Annotated in this window: 15 protein-coding genes and 1 pseudogene; 7 read left to right on the top strand and 9 right to left on the bottom strand. The window is 72.1% G+C overall.

What is annotated here, in order from left to right; all coding sequences use genetic code 11:
* Positions 1–68: 68 nt before the first annotated feature.
* Entirely contained in the window at positions 69–203 is a 135-nt protein-coding gene (locus ACXKR8_RS33765; RefSeq protein WP_458268360.1) for a hypothetical protein, read from the bottom strand.
* A 43-nt stretch (positions 204–246) separates the two neighbouring features.
* On the opposite strand from ACXKR8_RS33765, the gene ACXKR8_RS33760 reads away from it, so the two are divergent.
* Complete coding sequence (locus tag ACXKR8_RS33760) at positions 247–786, top strand: bifunctional DNA primase/polymerase (protein ID WP_458268359.1); 540 nt, start codon at positions 247–249, stop codon at positions 784–786.
* Positions 787–866: 80 nt separating this feature from the next.
* Here ACXKR8_RS33760 and ftsY read toward each other — a convergent pair whose 3' ends face one another.
* Positions 867–2,024: a signal recognition particle-docking protein FtsY gene (gene ftsY / locus ACXKR8_RS33755; RefSeq protein WP_458268358.1), complete on the bottom strand. Its 1,158-nt coding sequence runs from the start codon at positions 2,022–2,024 to the stop codon at positions 867–869.
* A 154-nt stretch (positions 2,025–2,178) separates the two neighbouring features.
* Between ftsY and ACXKR8_RS33750 the strand changes: the two genes are divergently transcribed.
* On the top strand, positions 2,179–4,002 hold the full coding sequence (locus ACXKR8_RS33750) for an ABC transporter ATP-binding protein (protein WP_458268357.1): 1,824 nt from the start codon (positions 2,179–2,181) through the stop codon (positions 4,000–4,002).
* Positions 3,999–5,828, top strand: coding sequence for an ATP-binding cassette domain-containing protein (locus tag ACXKR8_RS33745; RefSeq protein WP_458268356.1), 1,830 nt, complete (start codon positions 3,999–4,001; stop codon positions 5,826–5,828). The genes ACXKR8_RS33750 and ACXKR8_RS33745 overlap by 4 nt, the downstream gene beginning before the upstream one ends.
* Positions 5,829–6,012: 184 nt before the next feature.
* On the opposite strand, the pseudogene ACXKR8_RS33740 reads toward ACXKR8_RS33745, so the two are convergent.
* From ACXKR8_RS33740 to ACXKR8_RS33725, 4 genes and pseudogenes are all read right to left on the bottom strand, one after another.
* Positions 6,013–9,354 (bottom strand): annotated as a pseudogene (locus ACXKR8_RS33740) (AAA family ATPase); the annotation flags it as partial.
* Positions 9,299–9,631 carry an AAA family ATPase gene (locus ACXKR8_RS33735; protein WP_462099944.1) on the bottom strand — a complete coding sequence of 111 codons (333 nt, stop codon included), beginning with the start codon at positions 9,629–9,631 and terminating at the stop codon, positions 9,299–9,301. The gene ACXKR8_RS33735 and the pseudogene ACXKR8_RS33740, both read right to left, overlap by 56 nt.
* Before the next feature lie 234 nt (positions 9,632–9,865).
* A complete protein-coding gene (locus ACXKR8_RS33730; RefSeq protein WP_380518298.1) occupies positions 9,866–10,069 on the bottom strand; it encodes a hypothetical protein in 204 nt (67 codons plus the stop codon).
* A 368-nt stretch (positions 10,070–10,437) separates the two neighbouring features.
* Entirely contained in the window at positions 10,438–10,719 is a 282-nt protein-coding gene (locus ACXKR8_RS33725; protein WP_458268354.1) for an acylphosphatase, read from the bottom strand.
* A 142-nt stretch (positions 10,720–10,861) separates the two neighbouring features.
* On the opposite strand from ACXKR8_RS33725, the gene ACXKR8_RS33720 reads away from it, so the two are divergent.
* Entirely contained in the window at positions 10,862–11,695 is an 834-nt protein-coding gene (locus ACXKR8_RS33720; protein WP_458268353.1) for a CAP domain-containing protein, read from the top strand.
* A gap of 73 nt (positions 11,696–11,768) precedes the next feature.
* Here the strand turns inward: ACXKR8_RS33720 and ACXKR8_RS33715 are convergent, their stop codons facing one another.
* The gene (locus tag ACXKR8_RS33715; RefSeq protein ID WP_458268352.1) at positions 11,769–13,304 is read right to left on the bottom strand and encodes an MFS transporter; all 1,536 of its coding nucleotides are present in this window, start codon (positions 13,302–13,304) and stop codon (positions 11,769–11,771) included.
* Positions 13,301–14,020 carry an LppX_LprAFG lipoprotein gene (locus ACXKR8_RS33710; protein ID WP_458268351.1) on the bottom strand — a complete coding sequence of 240 codons (720 nt, stop codon included), beginning with the start codon at positions 14,018–14,020 and terminating at the stop codon, positions 13,301–13,303. Before ACXKR8_RS33710 ends, ACXKR8_RS33715 begins: the two co-directional genes overlap by 4 nt.
* A gap of 300 nt (positions 14,021–14,320) precedes the next feature.
* Between ACXKR8_RS33710 and ACXKR8_RS33705 the strand changes: the two genes are divergently transcribed.
* A complete protein-coding gene (locus ACXKR8_RS33705; RefSeq protein ID WP_458268350.1) occupies positions 14,321–15,055 on the top strand; it encodes a hypothetical protein in 735 nt (244 codons plus the stop codon).
* Positions 15,056–15,114: 59 nt separating this feature from the next.
* Entirely contained in the window at positions 15,115–15,633 is a 519-nt protein-coding gene (locus tag ACXKR8_RS33700) for a GNAT family N-acetyltransferase (protein ID WP_458268349.1), read from the top strand.
* Between the two features lie 98 nt (positions 15,634–15,731).
* Here ACXKR8_RS33700 and ACXKR8_RS33695 read toward each other — a convergent pair whose 3' ends face one another.
* Entirely contained in the window at positions 15,732–18,365 is a 2,634-nt protein-coding gene (locus ACXKR8_RS33695; protein WP_458268348.1) for a glutaminase domain-containing protein, read from the bottom strand.
* Positions 18,366–18,725: 360 nt separating this feature from the next.
* Here ACXKR8_RS33695 and ACXKR8_RS33690 point away from each other — a divergent pair, with 360 nt between their 5' ends.
* Entirely contained in the window at positions 18,726–19,838 is a 1,113-nt protein-coding gene (locus tag ACXKR8_RS33690) for an ABC transporter substrate-binding protein (protein ID WP_458268347.1), read from the top strand.
* The last annotated feature ends 3 nt before the right edge of the window (positions 19,839–19,841 follow it).

Here is a 19,841-nt window from a genome sequence, read left to right as displayed (position 1 = left end):
GAGTCCGCCCCCGGAAACGCCACCCTTCGCCACCCCTGCGAGTGAACGTGAGTCTTGTTGAGCGCGCTTCACTGGATCTGGATAAGACCTTCCCCCATGCACAACGTCCCGGCAACGGGTTCCGGAATTCCCATCAGATCAGGGGGCGCGGAGAGGTCAACCACGCGCCCGACAAAACTACTGCGCGCCTTGCCGCGCTCCACGGCGTAACTATCGGTACTCGATTTCGGTTGGTGGTGAGTGGACTTGGACATCCTGTTCGGCAACCCGATCTTCAGCGGCCGGTCGCCCGGCCCGCGCGGTCGTGCCCGCGCCACCCGGGGTCGGCAACGATCAGCGCGGTCGGCCGACGAGTACACCCAGCGCTGGGGCTGGACCGTGGACCTGGCCGGCCCGGAGCTGCGGCTGGTGACCGGGCTGGGCTTCGACGTGCTCGACGTGCCGGAGGCGGTCGGCTGCCAGGCGCTGGTACGGCTGGAACGGATCGGGGTCAGGCCGGGCCCGGTGCTGGCCGGGCCCGGCGGCCGGGCCCTGTTCCTGGTCGCCCCGCACACCGCCGAGACACTGCCGGACCTGCTCTACAAGACCGGCTGGGACGACGCCCACCTCGACCTCACCTGCCACGGCGCGGGCTCGTCCGTCCCCGCGCCGCCCACGCCGCTGACCCGCTGGCTGCGCCGCCCCACCCCGGAGACCGCGGCCCAGCCGCCGGAGGCCCGGCTGCTGCTGGGGCCCCTGGCCTACGCCTGCCACCGCGGCGTGGCCGAGCTGGTCGGCCGGCACTGACCTCCTTGTGCAGAGGGCAGAGAAAGGAGCCGCCGTCCCCGGTCCGGGGGCGGCGGCTCCTCGGTGCGTGACCGGGCCGCTCAGCCGATGAGCGCGTCCACGAAGGCCGCCGGGTCGAACGGCGCCAGGTCGTCCGCGCCCTCGCCCAGGCCGATCAGCTTCACCGGGACGCCCAGCTGACGCTGCACCGCGACCACGATGCCGCCCTTGGCGGTGCCGTCCAGCTTGGTCAGCACGATCCCGGTGATGTCCACCACCTCGGCGAAGACCTTCGCCTGCACCAGGCCGTTCTGGCCGGTGGTGGCGTCCAGGACCAGCAGCACCTCGTCCACCGGGCCGTGCTTCTCGACCACCCGCTTGACCTTGCCCAGCTCGTCCATCAGGCCGGTCTTGGTGTGCAGCCGCCCGGCGGTGTCCACCAGCACGGTGTCCGCGCCCTCGGCGATGCCCTGCTTGACCGCGTCGAAGGCCACCGACGCCGGGTCGCCGCCCTCGGGGCCGCGGACGGTACGGGCGCCGACCCGCTCGCCCCAGGTCTGCAGCTGGTCGGCGGCGGCGGCGCGGAAGGTGTCGGCCGCGCCGAGCAGCACGGTCCGGCCGTCGGCCACCAGCACCCGGGCCAGCTTGCCGCTGGTGGTGGTCTTGCCGACGCCGTTGACGCCGACCACCAGCACCACGGCGGGCCGCGGCGGCTCCTCCTCGGTGTGCTTCGCGGTGTGCAGGGTGCGGTCCATGGTCGGGTCGACCAGCGTGGTCAGCTCCTCGCGGAGCAGGGTGCGCAGCTCCTCCGGGGAGCGCGTGCCCAGCACCTTCACCCGGGAGCGCAGCCGCTCCACCAGCTCCTGGGTCGGCACGACGCCGACGTCCGCGACCAGCAGGACCTCCTCGATCTCCTCCCAGGTGTCCTCGTCGAGGTGGTCCCGGGAGAGCAGCGCGAGCAGGCCCTTGCCCATGGAGTTCTGCGAACGCGACAGCCGCGAGCGGAGCCGGACCAGGCGTCCCGCGGTGGGCTCGGGGACGTCCAGGGCGGACGGCTCGGCGACCGGCGCCTCGGCCTCCGGTTCGACCGACGGCTCGGCCGTGGGCTCGGCCGCCGGCTTGGTCGCCGGGGGCGTGACCTGTGGCGGGGCTGACTGCGGCGGCGGCAGCTCCTTGCGGCGCTTTCCGGTGACGACAAGACCGGTGGCCACTCCGATGAGTGCGACTGCGATGACTACGGCAATGATGATGTATTCCATGACGCCTCCCAGTATCAGGGACGGGTGTGCGAGTACGGGAGAAGCAGGCGGAACCGGGGAGTTTTTGTCACTGATTGGACGCGGCTGAGGCCTCTGGATCGTGGACGGACAAATCCATGGAACCAGTGGGTGGGGATCGGGCATCATCTCCCACATGCTCGGATCCCCGCGTCGCACACTGCACCACCGGATTCTGCTGCTGCGCTCGCTGAGTGGGGCCGGGGCTCCCGCGGTCGTCTCGCTGGCGCTGGCGCAACTGCTGACGGCGGTCGCCCCGGCGGCGACCGCCGCGGTCCTGGGCCTGCTGGTGAGCCGGTTGGACGGGACGGCGGGGACCCGGGTGTTCGCCGCCGCGGTGCTGCCGCTGGCCCTGTTCGCGGCGGTGCTGCTGCTCGGCTACCTGGCCCAGTCGGCGACCGCGCCGCTGGAGTACCTGGTGCGCTGGCGGGTCGACGGGGCGCAGCGCACCCGGATCGCCCGGCTCGCCCTGGCCGGGCCGACCGTGGGCGGTCTGGAGACCCCCGAGGTGCAGGCGCTGCTGCGGGGCGCGATCAGCGACCCCGACCACGGCCCGGACCGTACCGTCGGGGTCGGCGCCCTGGCGGCGATGCGGCAGGCTTCGCAGCTGGTGGGAGCCCTGGCGGCGGGTCTGGTGCTGGCCCGCTACGCCTGGTGGCCGCTGCCGCTGCTGGTGCTGACCGCGGCCGGCTGCGGCTACCGGCACTACCGCACCGGTCAGGAGATGAACGACGCCTGGCGCTTCGCCGACAAGGAGGAACTGCACGCCGACGTCTGGCGGAAGGCGGTGGTGTCGCCCAGCGAGGGGAAGGACATCCGGGTCTTCGGGCTCGCCGACTGGCTGGTGCGGCGCCTCGACCACCATATCGACGTGGCCAATGAACCGCTGTGGTCGAGCCTGGTGCGGATGTTCCGCACCGACTGGATCCCGCTGCTGCTGGTCTCGGCCGGTCTGGTGCCCACGTATGTCGCGGTCACCCTGAGCGCGGTGCACGGCCACACCTCGGTCGCCCTGCAGACCGCGGTCCTGGCCGCCGGATACGCGCTGTACCAGGCGCTGGGGTCGAGCCGCTCGCTGCTGCAGATGACCGGCGCGATGAACGCGGTACGGGCCTTCGATCAGGTCAGCGCGGTACTGGGGCAGCCGCGGGCGGTCGCTGCGGGCCCTGCCGCTGTTGTCGCACAGGACCGGCCGCCCTCGGTGCGCTTCGAACAGGTGGGCTTCCGCTACCCCGGCACCGACCGCACCGTGCTGGACGGCCTGGACCTGGAGATCCGCCCCGGCGAACTGCTGGCCGTGGTGGGCCTCAACGGCGCGGGCAAGTCCACGCTGATCAAGCTGCTCTCCGGGCTGTACCAACCGACCTCCGGGCGGATCACCGTCGACGGAACGGCGCTGACCTCGGCGGACACCGCGTCCTGGCGCTCCCGGATCTCAGTGGTGTTCCAGGACTTCGTCCGCTACCAGCTCACCGCCGCGGAGAATGTGTCGCTGCGTCGCCCCGACCGCGCGATGCTGGACGCGGCGGCTGCCGACGCGGGGTTCACCCCGGTGCTGGAACGGCTGCCGGACGGCTGGGACACCCCGCTGGCCCGCTCCCGCACCGGCGGAGTGGACCTGTCCGGCGGCCAGTGGCAGCAGTTGGTGCTGACCCGCGCCCTGTACGCCGTGCGTACCGGGGCGCAACTGCTGGTGCTGGACGAGCCCACGGCGCACCTGGACGTCCGCACCGAGTTCGAGGTGTTCCGGCGGCTGGCCGAGCACCGGGGCCGGACCAGTGTGGTGCTGATCTCGCACCGGCTTTCGACGGTGCGTCAGGCGGACCGGATCGTGCTGCTGGAGCAGGGCAGGATCAGTGAGTCCGGCACCCATGACGAGTTGATGGCGCTGGACGCCGGCTACGCCGGTCTGTTCACGATCCAGGCGGAGCGCTTCGCCGCGGCGGGGGTGTCGGAATGAGCCGGACGGCTTCTCAGGCCTTGCGGAGGGCGCTGCGGTATCCGGCGCTGTGGCGTGAATTGCTGCGGCTGTGCCGGCGGCGGCTGCCCGGCCTCACCGCTGCCTCGCTGGTCGCGATCGCGGCATCGGTGCTGGTGGTGGCCGCGACCGGGCTGACCCTGCGGGCCGCGGTGGACGCCACCGTGCAGGGCGCGGTGGGGACGGCCGTGGCCTGCGCGGCGGGCGCGGGTCTCGCGTACGCGGCGAACTCGGTGCTCGAGGAGCTCAGCGTGCAGCTGGTCAGCACCACCGCCGACCGGCTGGGACGGCTGGTGCTCGAACCGCAGGTGCTGCACGAGATCGCCGCGCTCGAAGGGATGGAGCATCTGGAGCGCAGCGACTACCTGGACCGGGTCGCCCTGGTCCGTGCCTCCACCAGCCAGCTGGCGCAGTCGCCGTGGGGCGCGCTGATGACCGCGGCCGGGGTGCTCCGGCTGGCGCTGACGCTGGTGCTGCTGGGGACGGTCAGCCCCTGGCTGCTTCTGCTGCTGCCCCTCGCCGCCGGGCTGACCTGGGCGGACCACCGGGGACAGCGCATCGTCCGGGCGGTGGAGACCGCCTCGACCGAGGGCTACCGGCTGCAGCAGCACCTGCTGGACCTCGCGGTGCAGCCGGCCAGCGCCAAGGAGGTGCTCACCACCGGCTTCACCGAGGAGCTGATCGAGCGCCAGGCGGCGGAGTGGGACCGGGCCGTCGCGCTCAGGGCCGGGGCCAGGGCCCGCGCGGCGGTGTGGAAGATGGGCGGCTGGACCCTGTTCTCGGCCGGGTTCGTCGGCGCGCTGGCCCTGGTGGCCTATCTGACCGCGCACGGGCAGGGCTCGGTCGGCGATCTGGTGCTCACCGTGACGGTGGCGGCGACCGTCCGGGACAGCCTGCAGACGGTGGTCAGCGCGACGGCGCAGACGGCGGGTTCGGCCCAGGTGATCGAGCCCTATCTGTGGCTGCGCGACTACGCGGCCGAGGCCCGGGCCCGCAGCGCCGGCCGCGCGGCTCCTCCGGCGGTACTGCGGGACGGCATCGTCTTCACCGACGTCAGCTACACCTACCCCGGCACCGACCGGCCCGCCCTGGACCGGTTCAGCGCCAGGCTCCCGGCCGGATCCGTGGTCGCGGTGGTCGGCGAGTACGGCTCCGGCAAGACCACCCTGGTGAAGCTGCTGGCGAAGTTCTACCAGCAGGACAGCGGCTCGGTGCTGGTGGACGGCGTCCCGCTGGCAGATCTCGACACCGGCGCCTGGCGGGCCCGTTCCAGCGCCGCCTTCCAGGACTTCGGCCGGTTCAAGACGACCTTCGCCGACACCGTGGGCCTGGGCGACGTAGAGCACCTGGACGACCGCGAGCGAATCGCCGCCGCGGTCCGGGCGGCCGATGCCGAGGGCATCGTGGCCGGGCTCCCGGACGGCCTGGACACCCAACTGGGACGCGAGCTGGGCGGGGTGGAGCTGTCCGAGGGCCAGTGGCAGCGCGCCGCCCTGGCCCGCGCCTCGATGCGCCCCGACCCGCTGCTCTTCGTCCTGGACGAGCCCACGGCCTCCCTGGACGCGGTCAGCGAGCAGGCCATCTTCGAGCGCTACATGGCCAGGGCCGGCGAACTCGCGGCCCGCACCGGCGCGGTGACCGTGATCGTCTCGCACCGCTTCTCGACGGTGACCGGCGCGGATCTGATCCTGGTGCTGCACCAGGGGCGGCTGGTGGAGTCCGGCAGCCACGGCGAGCTGCTGGCGCTGAACGGCCGCTATGCCGAGTTGTACGGCATCCAGGCGACGGCCTATGCGCTGGAGGGCTGAGCGGGCGGGTCGGTGGGCGGGGGCTCGGTGGGCGGGGTCGGGTCGGTGGGGCCGGTGGGTTGGGCGGGCAGGATGCGGCGCGGGGGCGGCGGGGTTCGTCGCGCAGCCGCTGGCTGATCACCTGGGAGATGCCGTCCCCGCGCATGGAGACGCCGTAGAGCGCGTCGGCGCACTCCATGGTGAGTTTCTGATGGGTGATCACAATCAGCTGGGAGCTGTCCCGCAGCTCCTCCATGATCCCGATCAGCCGCCGCAGGTTGGTCTCGTCCAGGGCCGCCTCGACCTCGTCCATGACGTAGAAGGGGCTGGGGCGGGCCTTGAAGATGGACACCAGCAGGGCAACCGCGGTGAGTGAGCGCTCACCACCCGAGAGCAGCGACAGCCGCTTCACCTTCTTGCCCGGTGGCCTGGCCTCCACGTCGATGCCGGTGGTCAGCATGTTGTCCGGGTCGGTCAGCACCAGCCGGCCCTCGCCGCCCGGGAACAGCCGGGAGAAGACGCCCTCGAACTGGGCGGCGGTGTCGTGGTACGCGGCGGTGAACACCTGCTCCACCCGCTCGTCCACGTCCTTGACCACGGTCAGCAGATCGCGGCGGGTGTTCTTGAGGTCCTCCAACTGCTCGCTGAGGAACTGGTGCCGCTCCTCCAGCGCCGCGAACTCCTCCAGCGCCAGCGGGTTGACCTTGCCGAGCTGGGTGTAGGCCTTCTCGGCGGCCCGCAGCCGCTTCTCCTGCTCGGCGCGGTCGTAGGGACGGTGGTCTGCCTCCGCCTCCTCCCCCTCGGCCGGGAGCGACGGCGGGACCAGCTGGTCCGGACCGTACTCGGCGAGCAGCCCGTCCGCCTCGATCCCGTGCTCCTCCAGTGCCCTGGCCTCCAACTGCTCGATCCGCAGCCGCTTCTCGGCGCGGAGCACCTCGTCCCGGTGCACCGAGTCGGTCAGCTGGTCCAACTCGGCCTTCAGCTCGCGGTTGCGTCCGCGTTCACGGGTCAGTTCGGCCTCCCGGACCGCACGGTCCTGCTCCGCCTGCAGCTTCTCGGCGGCGGCGGCCTGCAGCGAGGAGTCGACAAAGGCCAGCAGCTGCCGACTGCCGTCGACGACGGCGGAGGCCACCTGCGCCTCCTGCCGCAGCCGCTGCTGCCGGACCGCGGCGCGGGCCCTGGCCTCGCGCTCGGCGCGGGCGCCCCGGTCCAACGAGTCCGCGCGCCCGGCCAGCCCCCGGACCCGCTCCTCATGGGTGCGGACCGAGAGCCGTGCCTCCATCTCGGTCTGCCGGGAGCGGGCGGCCTCCTCGTTCAGCCGGTCCCGGACGCCGGTGTCCGGCTCCTCGTCGGCGGGGATCTCCTCGGCGGTGAGCAGGCGTTCGGAGAGCTCGGCGAGGTCGGCCTCGGCCTGCTGCTGTGCCGCTTCCGCCTTGGCCGCGGCGGCGGTGAGCCGGTCGGCCTCGCCGGTCGCGCCACGGGCCTGGCCGCCGAGGCGGCCGAGCTGCTGGGCCACGGCGGACTTCTCCTTGTCGGCGGCCCGGCGTTTCGCGCTCAGCGCCTCGGCGGTCACGGCCAGCTCCTTGCGCCGCGCGGTGGCCTGCTCCAGGCCTGCGGCCAGCCCTTCCCGCCGTCCGACCAGCGCTTCCAGCGCGGTGGTCGCCTCGTCCACGGCCGCCTGGGTCTCCAACAGGCTCGGCGCGGCGGCGGACCCGCCATAGCCGAACCCGCAGCCGAGCAGGTCGCCGTCAGCGGTGACCGCGATCAGCGAGGGATGGTCTGCGACCAGCGCCTGAGCCTCGGCCAACGTCCCCACCAGCACGTATCCCTCCAGCAGGCCCCGCACCACCCCCACCAGCCCGGCCGGCCCGTCCACCACGTCCGTTGCGGGGGTGCCGGGGGCGGCGGCGGGCTGCGCGCCTGCGGGGGCGGGGGTGCCTGCGGAGGCGGGCTGCGCGGCGGCGGAGGCGAGGGGCTGCGCGCCTGCGGCGGAGCGCGGCGCGTCGGCTGCCGCGGCGGTGTTGTGCGCAGCTTCGCCGGAGGCGCCTGCGGCGTGCGGTGGTGCGGCTGGGCCCTTGCCCGCCGCGGCGGGCTCCGCTGGGGTGATCAGGAGGCCCGCGCGGCCCGCGTCGGTGCTGCGGAGGAGGTGGAGGGCGGCGACGGCGGTGGGGAGGTCGGCGACCGCGACCGCGTCGGCCGCGTGGCCGAGCGCAGCGGCGACAGCCGCCTCCGCGCCGGGGCGGACCCGGAGCAGCGAGGCCGCAGGCCCCAGCACCCCGCCGAGGCTGCCGTCCTCCCCCGCCGCGAGCACCGCGCCGGTGCCGTCCTTGCGGCGCAGCCCCAGCGCCAGCGCCTCCCGGCGGGCGGTGAGGCCGGCCCGTTCCCGTTCCACTGCGGCCAGTTCCTCGCGGGCCCGGGACTGCGCCTCCTCGGCGCCGGCCAGCTCCGCCCGTACCTCGCGGAGCTGCGCCTCGGCCTGCTCGTCGCCCGCTTCGAGCCCGTCGACCTGCTCCTTGAGCAGCTCGTACTCCTCGGTCGCGGCCGCCGCGCGCTCCCGTGCGCCGTCCCGTGCCTCCGCGAGCCGTCCGATCTCCTCGCCCGCCCCCACTGCGCGGGAACGCGCCGCCGCGACCTTGCCCTGGAGCCGGGCCAATCCCTCCCTCCGGTCGGCGAGCGCCCGGGCGGCGGCCCGCAGCGCCTGCTCCTCGGCGGCGAGCCGCTGCTCCAGCTCGGCCCGCAGCTCCACGGTCTCGGCGAGGGCGTACTGCGCCTCCTCGAGGGCCTCCTTGAGCTCGGCCTCCTCCTCGCGGATCCGGGCGGCCTCGCGCTCCATCTCCTCCGGGTCGCGGCCCCGCCGCTCCTCCGTGCCCGGGTTCTGCGCGTGCCGGACCCTGGCCTCGGCGAGGCCGATCGTGCCGCGGACCCGCTCGGCCAGCGAGGACAGCGCGAACCAGGTCGTGCCCGCCTGTTCCACCCTCGGCCCGAGTTGGGCGACCTGCGCCTCCAGCACCGCCTCGCGCTGCTGCAGCGCGGTCAGCTCCTGCTCGACCCCGGACCGGCGCAGCCGCAGCGCCATCTCGTCGGCGACCTCCTCCTCGACCGCGCGACGCAGCGTCACCAGGTCGTCGGCGAGCAGCCGCAGTCGGGCGTCGCGCAGATCGGCCTGGATGGTCGCGGCGCGCGGCGGGCGATCTGGGCCTGCCGTCCCAGCGGCTTCAGCTGCCGCCGCAGCTCGTTGACCAGGTCCTGAACCCTGGTCAGATTGGCCTGCATGGCGTCCAGCTTGCGGAGCGCCTTCTCCTTGCGCTTGCGGTGCTTGAGGACGCCGGCCGCCTCCTCGATGAAGGCCCGGCGGCCCATCGGGTCCGCGTGCAGCACCGAGTCGAGCTGGCCCTGACCGACGATGACGTGCATCTCCCGGCCGATGCCGGAGTCCGAGAGCAGCTTCCTGGATGTCGAGGAGTCGACAGGTCGCCCCGTTGATGGCGTACTCACTGCCGCCGTTGCGGAACATGGTCCGGGAGATGGTGACTTCGCTGTACTCGATCGGCAGCGCGCCGTCGCTGTTGTCGATGGTCAGCGCGACCTCGGCACGGCCCCAGCGGGGTGCGCCCGCTGGTCCCGGCGAAGATGACGTCCTCCATCTTGCCGCCGCGCAGCGACTTGGCGCCCTGCTCGCCCATCACCCAGGACAGCGCGTCGACCACATTGGACTTGCCCGAGCCGTTGGGGCCGACGACGCAGGTGATCCCTGGCTCGAAACGCAGCGTGGTCGCCGACGCGAACGACTTGAATCCACGCAGCGTGAGGCTCTTGAGATGCACGCCTGGCACTCTATCCGGGCGCGACGCCGGGACCGGTGGACCCGCGACCTGGTTTCACCTGCGAGGGAAGCGGGCATCCCAGGAACAGGGGATTACGGGGCGGGGGTATACGGGATGAAGGCGAAATGACGAAGGGACGCCACGGTGGGCGTCCCTTGCACTATCTCTGTGGCGATGCCGCCCGCCGGATCCGGGACAGTCCTCGGCTTGCGGACCGAGGACTGGCTCAAGTGATCAGGAGTAGGCGGGAACCGGCTGGGGTACGTCGATGCTGCGAAGCAGCTGCTCGTGGTCCGCGACGGACGACAGCGCGTCGTTCTCGGCCTGCATCCGAGTGAGCTCGGATTCCAGGTCCTGGACTCGCTGCTGAAGACGTCGCATCTCGGAGAGCACGCGCGGGTCGGGTCCGCCGACGTAACCGAGAAGCGCCTTTGCCATGATGGATGGTCCTCCACGCTGAGTGACCGACCGATGAAGGTGAGGTCGTGGTTGTGGGACGCACCCGGAGGGCAGTCTTTGTCAGGCTTTTCGGGGCCGAACGCCTTGGACTGTACGTGCGAGTGCGCGGGCTTCCAGCGTCTCACCAAACGCGAAAAGGGTCAACACGATCACAGCGTGCAACCCCGGCCACGTCGCCAGGCAGCGGATTCGTCACGCTACGCGCAGTGGCGGTGGATCACCGCTCGGAGCGGAGTCAACCACGGTATGGCCGAGAGCGCAACCATATGACTGCGGCAAGGCCCCTCCGGCCCGCGCCCGACCGCACAGCGGTCACCCGGCGCGGGTCCGGTGCAGGTCAGCGCGGCTCAGCGGATCGCGAAGCCGGCGAACTCGTCGTCCGGCGGATCGCCCCACAGTTCGGTGACCCCGTCGACCCGGCCGGGCGTGTCGCCGTGCCGCAGCAGTTCCAGCAGGAGCTCGCACTGCTCCCGGCCGCCGACGGCCACCACCTGTACCCGTCCGTCGCCCAGATTGGACGCGTAACCGAGCAGTCCTATCTCCAGCGCGCGTGACCTGGTCCACCAGCGAAACCCGACCTGCTGCACCGCGCCGCGCACCCAGGCGGTCATCCGGACCTCGTCACCCATGGGCACAAGTCTCTCACCAGCAGGTTGCCGCACCTGCCCGCGCGTCCCACCGGTTATGCCCTACGCTCCCCTGCATCACCCGTTCGGGTGAGCGACGATGGCCAGTCTTCGGTCGGGGGGCCAGGAAGGGACAGCGGCAGCCATGCCCCGTCACGCACAGAGCAACCACTCCTCGCACCGCCGCTCCGCCCGCTCGGGCACCAGCAGGCGCAAGCGCAGGCGGGGGCCGCGGATCGTGCTCGCGGTCTGCTGCACGGCCCTGGCCGCAGGCGCGGGCGGGGTGTTCAGCGGTGTGCTGCCGCTGCCGCCCGGCGTGCCCGCCAGCGTGGTGGTGGCCGGCGACCCGGCCGGCCGCAGTCCGGTGGCCCACCGCAGCGGCGGCACCAGCACCAGCACCGCGGAGCCCGCCGTCACCGGCGGCGTGACCGTCGGCAGCGGGCCCGGCGCGACGGCCGGGAGCAGCGTCCGCCCCTCCGCCACCCCGAAGCCGAAGCCCACGCCGACGCCCACGGTCAAGGCCTCGGCGACGCCGACCGCGACCACCGCCACGCCGACCGCGTCCAGCAGCGTTGCCAGTCGGACCACCGCCGCGCTGGTCGCCACCGACCAGAGCCAGATCCTCGCCCTGGTCAACGTCCAACGCGCCAAGGCGGGTTGCGGTGCGCTCACCGCCTCCAAGCCGCTGAACACCCTCGCCCAGAACTTCAGCCAGGAGATGGCGGTCAGGAACTTCTTCGACCACACCGACCCCGACGGCAAGTCACCCTGGGACCGGGCCAAGGCCCTGGGCATCACCAACCTCGGCGGCGAGAACATCGCCATGGGCCAGCAGACCCCCGACGACGTGATGACCGCCTGGATGAACAGCCCCGGCCACCGCGCCAACATCCTCAACTGCACCTACCACTCCCTCGGCGTCGGCGCGTACTACGCCAGCAGCGGCGGCCCGTGGTGGACCCAGGACTTCGGCTTCTGAGCCAACGGGCAGGTCAGTGACCTGCCGGGGCCGGCGTGGTGGGTCGGCCTCGTCGTCCGGCTGGTCCGGCTGGTCAACCGCCGGACGTCCGGTCGGCAAGTCCCAGCGCGCACAAGGCGCCCAGCGCGCAGACCAGGGCCGTCACCCGGAAGATGTCGCTGTACTCGGTGTGCAGCGCCACGTGCAGCGCATGCTGGTAGGCCGGCCACGCCTTCGCGAAGTCGCCCGTGCCCGGGACCGGCATGTTGAGGTGGGCCGTCAGCGTCTGAAAGCGGTGCAGCCCCCACGCCGACAGCGCCGCCACGCCGACCAGCATGCCGATGGTCCGGGAGATCACGGCTGCGGCCGAGGCCGCCGTGTGCTGCCCGGGGTCCGTCGAGTCCAACACCGCCCCCGCCACCGGCGCGATCACCAGGCCCAGACCCAGGCCCGCGATCACGAGGTCGGTCTGCGCCAGCGGAAGCGGGCCGAGGTGGGCGGCCAGAGCCGCCAGGGGCCACGCCGCGATCAGGAAATAGCCCACGGCCGCCACCGCCATGCCGGCCGCGGCCACGACAGAGTGCCCCAGTCGGCGCCCGGCCAGACCGCCGATGACGGCACCCACCGGCAGCGCCGCCAGGAACCACAGCAGCAGCAGCGCGCCACCCACCGAGCTCTCGCCCAGCAGCGACTGCGCCACCAACTCCCCGTCCACCAGCGTGACCAGCAGCGCCACGCCGGCGCAGAAGCTCGTCGCCATCGCTGCGGCGAAGGGGCGCCGCCGCATCCGGCCGGTGTCGATCAGGCGCGTCCGACTGCGGCGCTCCCACAGCACGAAGGACGCCAGCGCCACCGCGCTGCCGAGCAGCATGGGCAGGCCCCAGCTCGGCAGTACCGAACGCTGCGGGTCCTGGTTGTCCAGGGCCGCCACCAGCAGCGCCAGCGCCACCGCCAACAGCGTGCCGCCGACCAGGTCGGTGCGTCGGCTCTCGGCCGGCTCGCCCTGCGCGGGCGACGCCGAGGCCGGCACCGTGAACTCCACCACCGCCACGGCGACCAGCGCGAGCGGGACGTTGACCCAGAACACCCCGCGCCAGCCCGTCAGTGCCGCGACGCCGGCCCCGTACAGCGGGCCCAGCACGCTCCCGAGCTCCTGCGCGGCGCCCACCGAACCGAGCGCCACGGGCCTTGCCCGGCCTTGGAACAGGCGGCCGGCCAGCGCGAGCGTGACAGGCAGCAGCGCACCTGCCGCGGCGCCCTGCACCAGCCGCCCGGCGACCAGCAGTGGGAGGCTGTGCGCGCTCGCGGTGAGCGCCGAGGCGGCTGCGAAGACGACAAGGCAGGACTGGAGCACTCGCCGCGGCCCGAACCGGTCCGCGCTCTGCCCCAGCAGCGGCATGGCAGCGACATAGCCGAGCAGGTACGCGGTGACGATCGGCGTGGCCCGCTCCAGATGGTTGAGCGGGATGCCCAGGTCATTGGTGATCGAGTTCAGCAGGGTGACGATGACATACGCGTCCAGCGACCCGAGCAGCGTGACCACGCCGGTGACACCGAGGACGGCGTGCCGCCTGGTGCGCGCTGGCCCGGTGGCGTCGGCTGTTACGTCGGCTGTGTCGTCGGCGGTCACGACGGCGGAGCGGTGATCGTGGCCGGTGCGCCGAAATCGGAGAACGAGGCCGTCACCGAGCCGCTGCCTCCCGATGCCGTCTGTACGGGGAACGAGACCCGCACGAGCTGCGACGAGGACACCGTCAGCCACAGATCGCCCTGCTCGCTCGAAGAGTCCCCGGGCACCAGCGTGGCCAGCACCGGCTGCGCCAGCAGCGCCTTCACGTGGTAGACCGACTGCCCGTCCAGAGTCTCCCGGTCCACCGTCCGGGCACCCGTCGCCGTCTGCAGCAGCTTCACGACCCCCTTGTCCGGGTCCAGGATCGCCTCGGGGTTGTAGACCGCGGTGGCGACCTGGAGCGGGACCTTGCTGTAGCCACCGGTCGCGCCCTTGATGTACGCCGTGGAGCCCACGATGACGAAGTTGATCTCCACCAGGGCGCCGCTCTCCGACAGCGACGCCGTGCCCTGCGCGTTCCCGGCCCGGGTCAGCTGGCCGGTGGCACTGCGCAGGGCGAGGCCCGAGATCTGGCCGCTCGCGTTGATCGAGAACCGCACCGACTGCACCGCGGTCATCGCCGTCGCACCGCTGCCCAGCAACTGCGCGGCTGCCGGAAGGTCGGCGGTCTCCTTGCTGCCGCTTCCGCTGCCGCTGCCGCTGCCGCCACCGGAGCAGGCGGAGAGCGGGAGCGCGAGTAGGGCGATGACGGCCGCTACGGCCCGAGGGTTTCGCATAGTCGGATGCTAGACGTCGCACAAGGTCAGCGGCAGTGGTTCCAGGGCATATCAAGCGAGTGGCTGACGGGTTGTCACTTAAGGGTACCGGGAGGCTCTGCGGGGCTGGTTCGGGTCGGCGGCCCCGGGCGTTCATTCGGACTCGGTCGAGCTTCGGTCGCTGCTAGAAGGGAGATCGCCCCGGGCGCAGGCATCCCGCACCTTGGCGACGTCGCTCCATGCTCCATCCCACCGCACCCGGTGGTGGCAGGATGGTGGGTGCGTTGACCACGAGGGCCGCGGGAAGGGAGCCTGACCGGCATGGAATCGAGTCAGTGGTTCAACACGGAGCAGGCATTCGCTCCTGGTCGCGAGCTGTTCCGTTCGGGTCGGCAGTTCAGCCTGTGGGCCCAGACGGTCAGCCACGGCCAGACGTTGCTGCGCAGTCGGCGGGAGGCCGGCAGCGGCGCAGGCGGGCCGACTCGCGTCGATCTGCTGTTCAAGCCCGTGCAGGCGATGAAGCTCCGTCAGGACTACGACGGCCTGGTGGTTCGCTGCGCCACCGCCGAGGAGGCCGAGGGGATCCGGGAGCAGATCGCGCCGACCCCGACGGGCGGCGACCGGATCCTGGTCCTGGAGACCCGGGGCAGCCCTGACTTTGTGGTCTGCGGCGCCTTCGGCTGGCACGAGGACCTCGGCGGCGATCACGAGCCGAGCCGCTTCGCGGGCGTGGTCGAGGAGGGCTCGCCGCCCTGGTCGGACCAGATGCTCATCGGCGTCGACAGTGGCCTGACCGGCAGGGCCGCCAGGCTTGAGGATCTTGTCGATGCCGTCGCCGCGACAGATCGGACGGGCTCGGCGCGGGCTCAGGATCGCTCGACGTATCGCTATGTCTACGTCCTGATGTTCCGCCTTGGCGACCTCCCCGGCGTTGCCGGCAAGGCGAGTCCCGTTTCGGTGTTCCTGACCCGGGCGGAGGCGGAGCGGGAGCAGGCGCGCAAGCGCACGGAGAGCGGGGCCGAGTGGTGGATCGAGTCGGTACCGGTCGCCGTGTGAGCGGGGTGACCGCGGGAGACCGGCAACGCCGCCAGTGCCGGAACAGGCAGCGTTCGGCTATGGGTGATCATGTGCTGGACGACGGGGTGGTCCGGCTTCGCGGGTGGGCCGAGGAGGATGCGGGCTGGTACGCGGAGAGCGTGCGCGATCCGCTGATCCAGCGGTTCACGACGGACCCGCCGACGCTGGACGCCGCGCAGGTGCGGGCGGCGATCGCCCGGCTGCGGGAGGCCGCTGACCAGGAGGGCTTCCTCATCTGCGATTCGGTCACCGGGCAGCGGCTGGGCAACATCGCACTGCGGCATGACGGACAGGCCGGGGAGATCTCCTACTGGGTCGCCGCCGACGCGCGTGGACGCGGGGTGGCGACCCGGGCGGTGGCCCAGTTCAGTGCCTGGGCATTCCAGAGCGTGGGCCTGGACGAGCTGTGGCTTCGTGCTCACCGGGACAACGTCCCCTCGCGGCAGGCGGCATCGCGCGCGGGCTTTCGCCGTGATCCGCAGCGCGACAAGTCCCAGGAGGCGAAGGGGGAGACGTGGCCGATGCTCGGCTATGCGCTGTCCCGGCCGTCGCCCTGACCAGGGCCCACCGCACGCGACGTGCGCCCACGGCAGGGTGACGGCACCGCCGCCGCTCCCCCGAAACCCGGGGGAACGGTCGGCGACCGGGCCTCGGCTCAGAGCAGTTTCCAGAGGTGGTCCGGGGTGCCGTTGTCGTCCCACTGGGTGATCTGGGCGCCGTCGGTCTGGGACTGGCCGTCCACCGCGATCACCTTGCCGCTGTGGACGTTGACGATGCGGCTCCAGCCGTCGCCGTTGTCGACCAGCTTCCAGAGGTGGTCCGGCGTCCCGTTGTCCTGGTACTGCTGGACGTGGGCGCCGTCGTCGGTGCTCTGGTTGTGGACGGCGAGTACCTTGCCGCTGTTGCGGTTGACGATGCGGTAGCTGCCGTCGCCGTTGTCGACCAGGGACCAGAGGTGGTCCGCCGTGCCGTTGTCGGTCCACTGGGTGACCTCGGCGGTGTCGGCCAGCGAGGCGCCCGAGACCGCGAGCAGCTTGCCGGAGTTCTTGTTCTGGATCCGGTGCCAACTGGTGGCGCTCGCCGCGGGCGGGAGCAGCAGCGCGAACATCCCGCCGACCACCGGGCGGTCGGCGAAGCCCTGCTGGGCGCCGCTGGCGACCACGTACCAGTCGGACAGCGGGACCCGCTGCGGGGTGCTGTTGGCGAACCCGTAGACCCCCTCGACCAGCAGGTTCCTGGTCGCGGTGTGGTCGGCGAGCCAGGCCGCGGTCCAGAGTTCCCAATCCCCCTTGGTGTAGGCGTTGCGGGGGTCGAGGACGACGCCGTACGCGCCGGCGTGCGACTGGTACCAGGCGGCCTCCTGGGCGGCGACGCCGGTGGGGACCAGGCCGAGGCCGAGCAGCCGGTCCGGGAAGCCGTTGTACTTCAGGCTCCAGGTGCCGTCCTGGTCGTAGGCGAGCTTGAGGTGGGTGCCGGAGGAGTCCTCCGCCTTGCTGACCCACTGGCTGGCGTAGCCGCGGGAGATCCCCTGATAGCGGGTCACATCACCGCTGTTGCCGGCCGCGGCGGCGATGACGCCCATCGCGCCGACGCCGATGATGCCCTTGAGGGCGAGGTTGGCGCTGTGCGCGATGAAGCCGGTGAAGTCGTCGGTCTGGTTCTGCGAGCCCGGGTCGAGGGTGTTGCCGACCAGGTACTCGGCCCACTGCCGCAGGATCGGGTAGTGGGCCTGGGCGAAGGCGGCGCCGGTGGCTGCGGGCAGCCGCTGGACCACGGCCGCCGCCATGATCAGCATGTTGGCGGACTCCTCGACCGGCATGTCCTCCTCGTTGCCGTCGTTGTGCCCGGCCGCGTTGGGGTAGCTGGAGCCGAGGTCGTGCTCGGCGAAGGCCTTCGGCCAGCCGCCGTGCTCGGCGTACTCCAGCATCGGCGCCAGCAGCAGCTGCAGATAGGCCGGTGAGAGGTAGAGGTACGCCGGGAAGGCCGGGTAGGTGACGTCGATGGTGCTGACGTTGCCGTCCGAGGAGATCTCCTTGAGGAAGGCCCACGGCGCCCCGTTCCTGGCGACCAGCTCGGTGCCGGCCACGGCCTGGCGCAGGGCCAGTGCGCAGACCGCCGCGTAGTGGTCGCCGGTGCTCCCGCCGCCGACCGCGGCCGTGGCCGCGTCGTGGATCTGCTGGTCCAGGGCGGTGGCCGCGCTCAGCGCCGATCCGTAGTCGCCGGCGAACCAGCTGAGCATGTCCTGCCAGGAGCCCCAGTAGTGGGTCCACCAGGGCTGGAGCTGGGTGCCGAGGTAGCTCACCGCGGGGGTGCGGACATGGCCGAGGCTGAGCGTGAACGGAGTGGAGGTGGCTCCGGCGGCGAGGGTGCCCAGGTCGCGGTTGATGCCGAGGACCGGCCAGCGGTCGCTGATGGCGCGGGGCTGGGCGCTGTCCACGGTGTTGGCCAGGCGGCCGGTGCCGGCCGAGGCGGCGCGGACCACGGTGTCCTGGCCGATCTGCCAGCTGGTGCCGTTGCCGGTGGGGGCGGACAGCACCAGCGAGCCCCAGGACGCCTGGTCGTTGTGCTCCTGCAGCACCCCGGGAGCGGCCGGCTGGCAGGTCAACGCGACCAGGGAGCCGACGGTCTGCTGGGCCCAGTTGACCGGGGTGGCGGTGTCGCCGTGGACCCACTCGGCGGAGACGTCCAGGTGCAGGTCGACGGCATGGCCGCGGCCGTCGCTGCTGGTGGCCTGGACCGTGACGTAGCTCAGCGGGACGCTCTGGCGCTGCAGGTTTCCCAGGTCGACCGGGGAGAAGAAGGTGACGGTCAGGGTGACTCCGCCGCCGGTCAGGGTGTAGATCGAGCGGGTGGCGGTGAGCTGCAGCGAGGTCTGCTGCATCACCGTGAGCGCCGGACCGCCGGCCGGCAGGGCGGGGTTGCCGGCGAAGACATAGGCGGTGCCGTCGATCCGGGCCAGGCCGCAGAGGGCGGTGATGTGGCCGTTCCAGAAGCTGGGCCAGGTCCCGGCCAGGTTGTCACCGGGAAGCCAGCTGCTCAGGTACGGGGAGCGGACGGCGAGCGGGACGGCCGGCGGCCGCAGCGGGGAGAAGGTCGTGGCGGACGGGGTCACCGCGGCGGCGGAAACCGAGGAGGAGGCGAAGGAAACGGCGGAGGCGGAGGCGGCAGTGGCGGCTCGACCGACCGCCGGTCGGACCCAGGTTCCGGCTGTTCCGGCGACGGTGGCGGCGGTGAGCGCGGCGCTCCAGCGGAGTACGTCGCGGCGGCCGGCGGGTTCTGATGCGGGCATGGATCGTCCTTGGTTCGCGAAGGGTGGGGCGCGAGGGAGTCAATGCACATCGTTGTAACGCACATTGAGGCACTTCCAACAGAACACGTCAAGACCTAACAAGAACGATCGCAATCGGCGGCAAAAGCTCATCAAAATGACAACATTGCAGGCCCAGGGCCCTTTTGGCGGCAGCGGAGAGCTTCCATCGGCAATCGAACGTCCCCAGGACCGACCAAAACCCTTGACACACCCTGGGACTGATGTCTCAATGTCCCCGTTACATCGTTGGAATGAGCCCCCGCACTGCCCACTGCAACCGCCCCCAGCAACGCCTCCCCGCACTGCCTCACCCCACCCTCACAAGGATGTGATCGGCGCATGAACGCCACCATGCTGCGCAAGGCCGTCCCCGCAACCGCCCTCGCCGCCGTCCTCTGCTTCACCGCCAGCTCCTGCACCAAGGCGAGCACCACCGCCGCCGGCTCGACCGGCTCGGCCTCGGCCGCCAACACGGCCGCCGCCCAGCAGGTGGTCACCCCCTCGGCGAGCGCCGGACCCGGCTGCACCGCCGCGACCTACGGCGGCGGCGTCCCCGCGCTGAACATCACCGACGGCAAGACCGTGGTCGGCTTCTCCCAGTCCGAGTCCACCAGCAACCCGTTCCGGGCCACCGAGACCAAGTCGATCGAGGCCCAGGCCAAGACGCTGGGCGTGAAGCTGATCGAGCGCAACGCCAACGCCGACGTCAACGCCCAGAACTCGCAGATCGAGGACATGATCGCGCAGGGCGCCAAGGTGCTGATCGTGGCGCCGGAGAACTCGGACGGCCTCGGCCCGGCGCTGGCGCAGGCCAAGGCGAAGAAGATCCCGGTGCTGACCATCGACCGCAGCGTCACCGGCACCGCCTGCAGCGACTACATCGCCTTCATCGGCTCCAACTTCTACGGCCAGGCCCAGATCGCCGCCGACGACGTGGCCACCGCGACCGGCAGCACCGGCAAGGTCGCCATCCTCTCCGGCACCCCCGGCAACAACGTCTCCACCGACCGCACCAAGGGCTTCACCGACGAGCTCGCGGCCAAGTACCCCAACCTGACCGTGGTCGCCTCGCAGACCGCCAACTTCGACCAGACCGACGGGCAGAAGGTGATGGAGCAGATGCTCCAGGCCCACCCGGACATCACCGCGGTCTACGCGGAGAACGACGGGATGGCGCTGGGCGCGCTGCAGGCGATCAAGTCGGCCGGGAAGACCCCCGGCAAGGACATCAAGGTGGTGTCCATCGACGGGATCCAGCAGGCGGTGCAGGATATCGTCTCGGGCCAGCTGGCCGCCGACATCGAGACCAACCCGCGGTTCGGGCCGCTGGCCTTCCAGTCGCTGCAGGACTTCTTCGGCACCGCCGGGGTCCAGCCCAAGGTGATCATCAAGGACAACCACTTCACCACCGCCAACGCCAAGGACGCGCTGGCCCAGGGCCTCGTCTACTGACCC

It is taken from the genome of Streptacidiphilus sp. PAMC 29251 (assembly GCF_054208735.2).
This window is presented reverse-complemented; position numbering and strand designations above follow the sequence as displayed.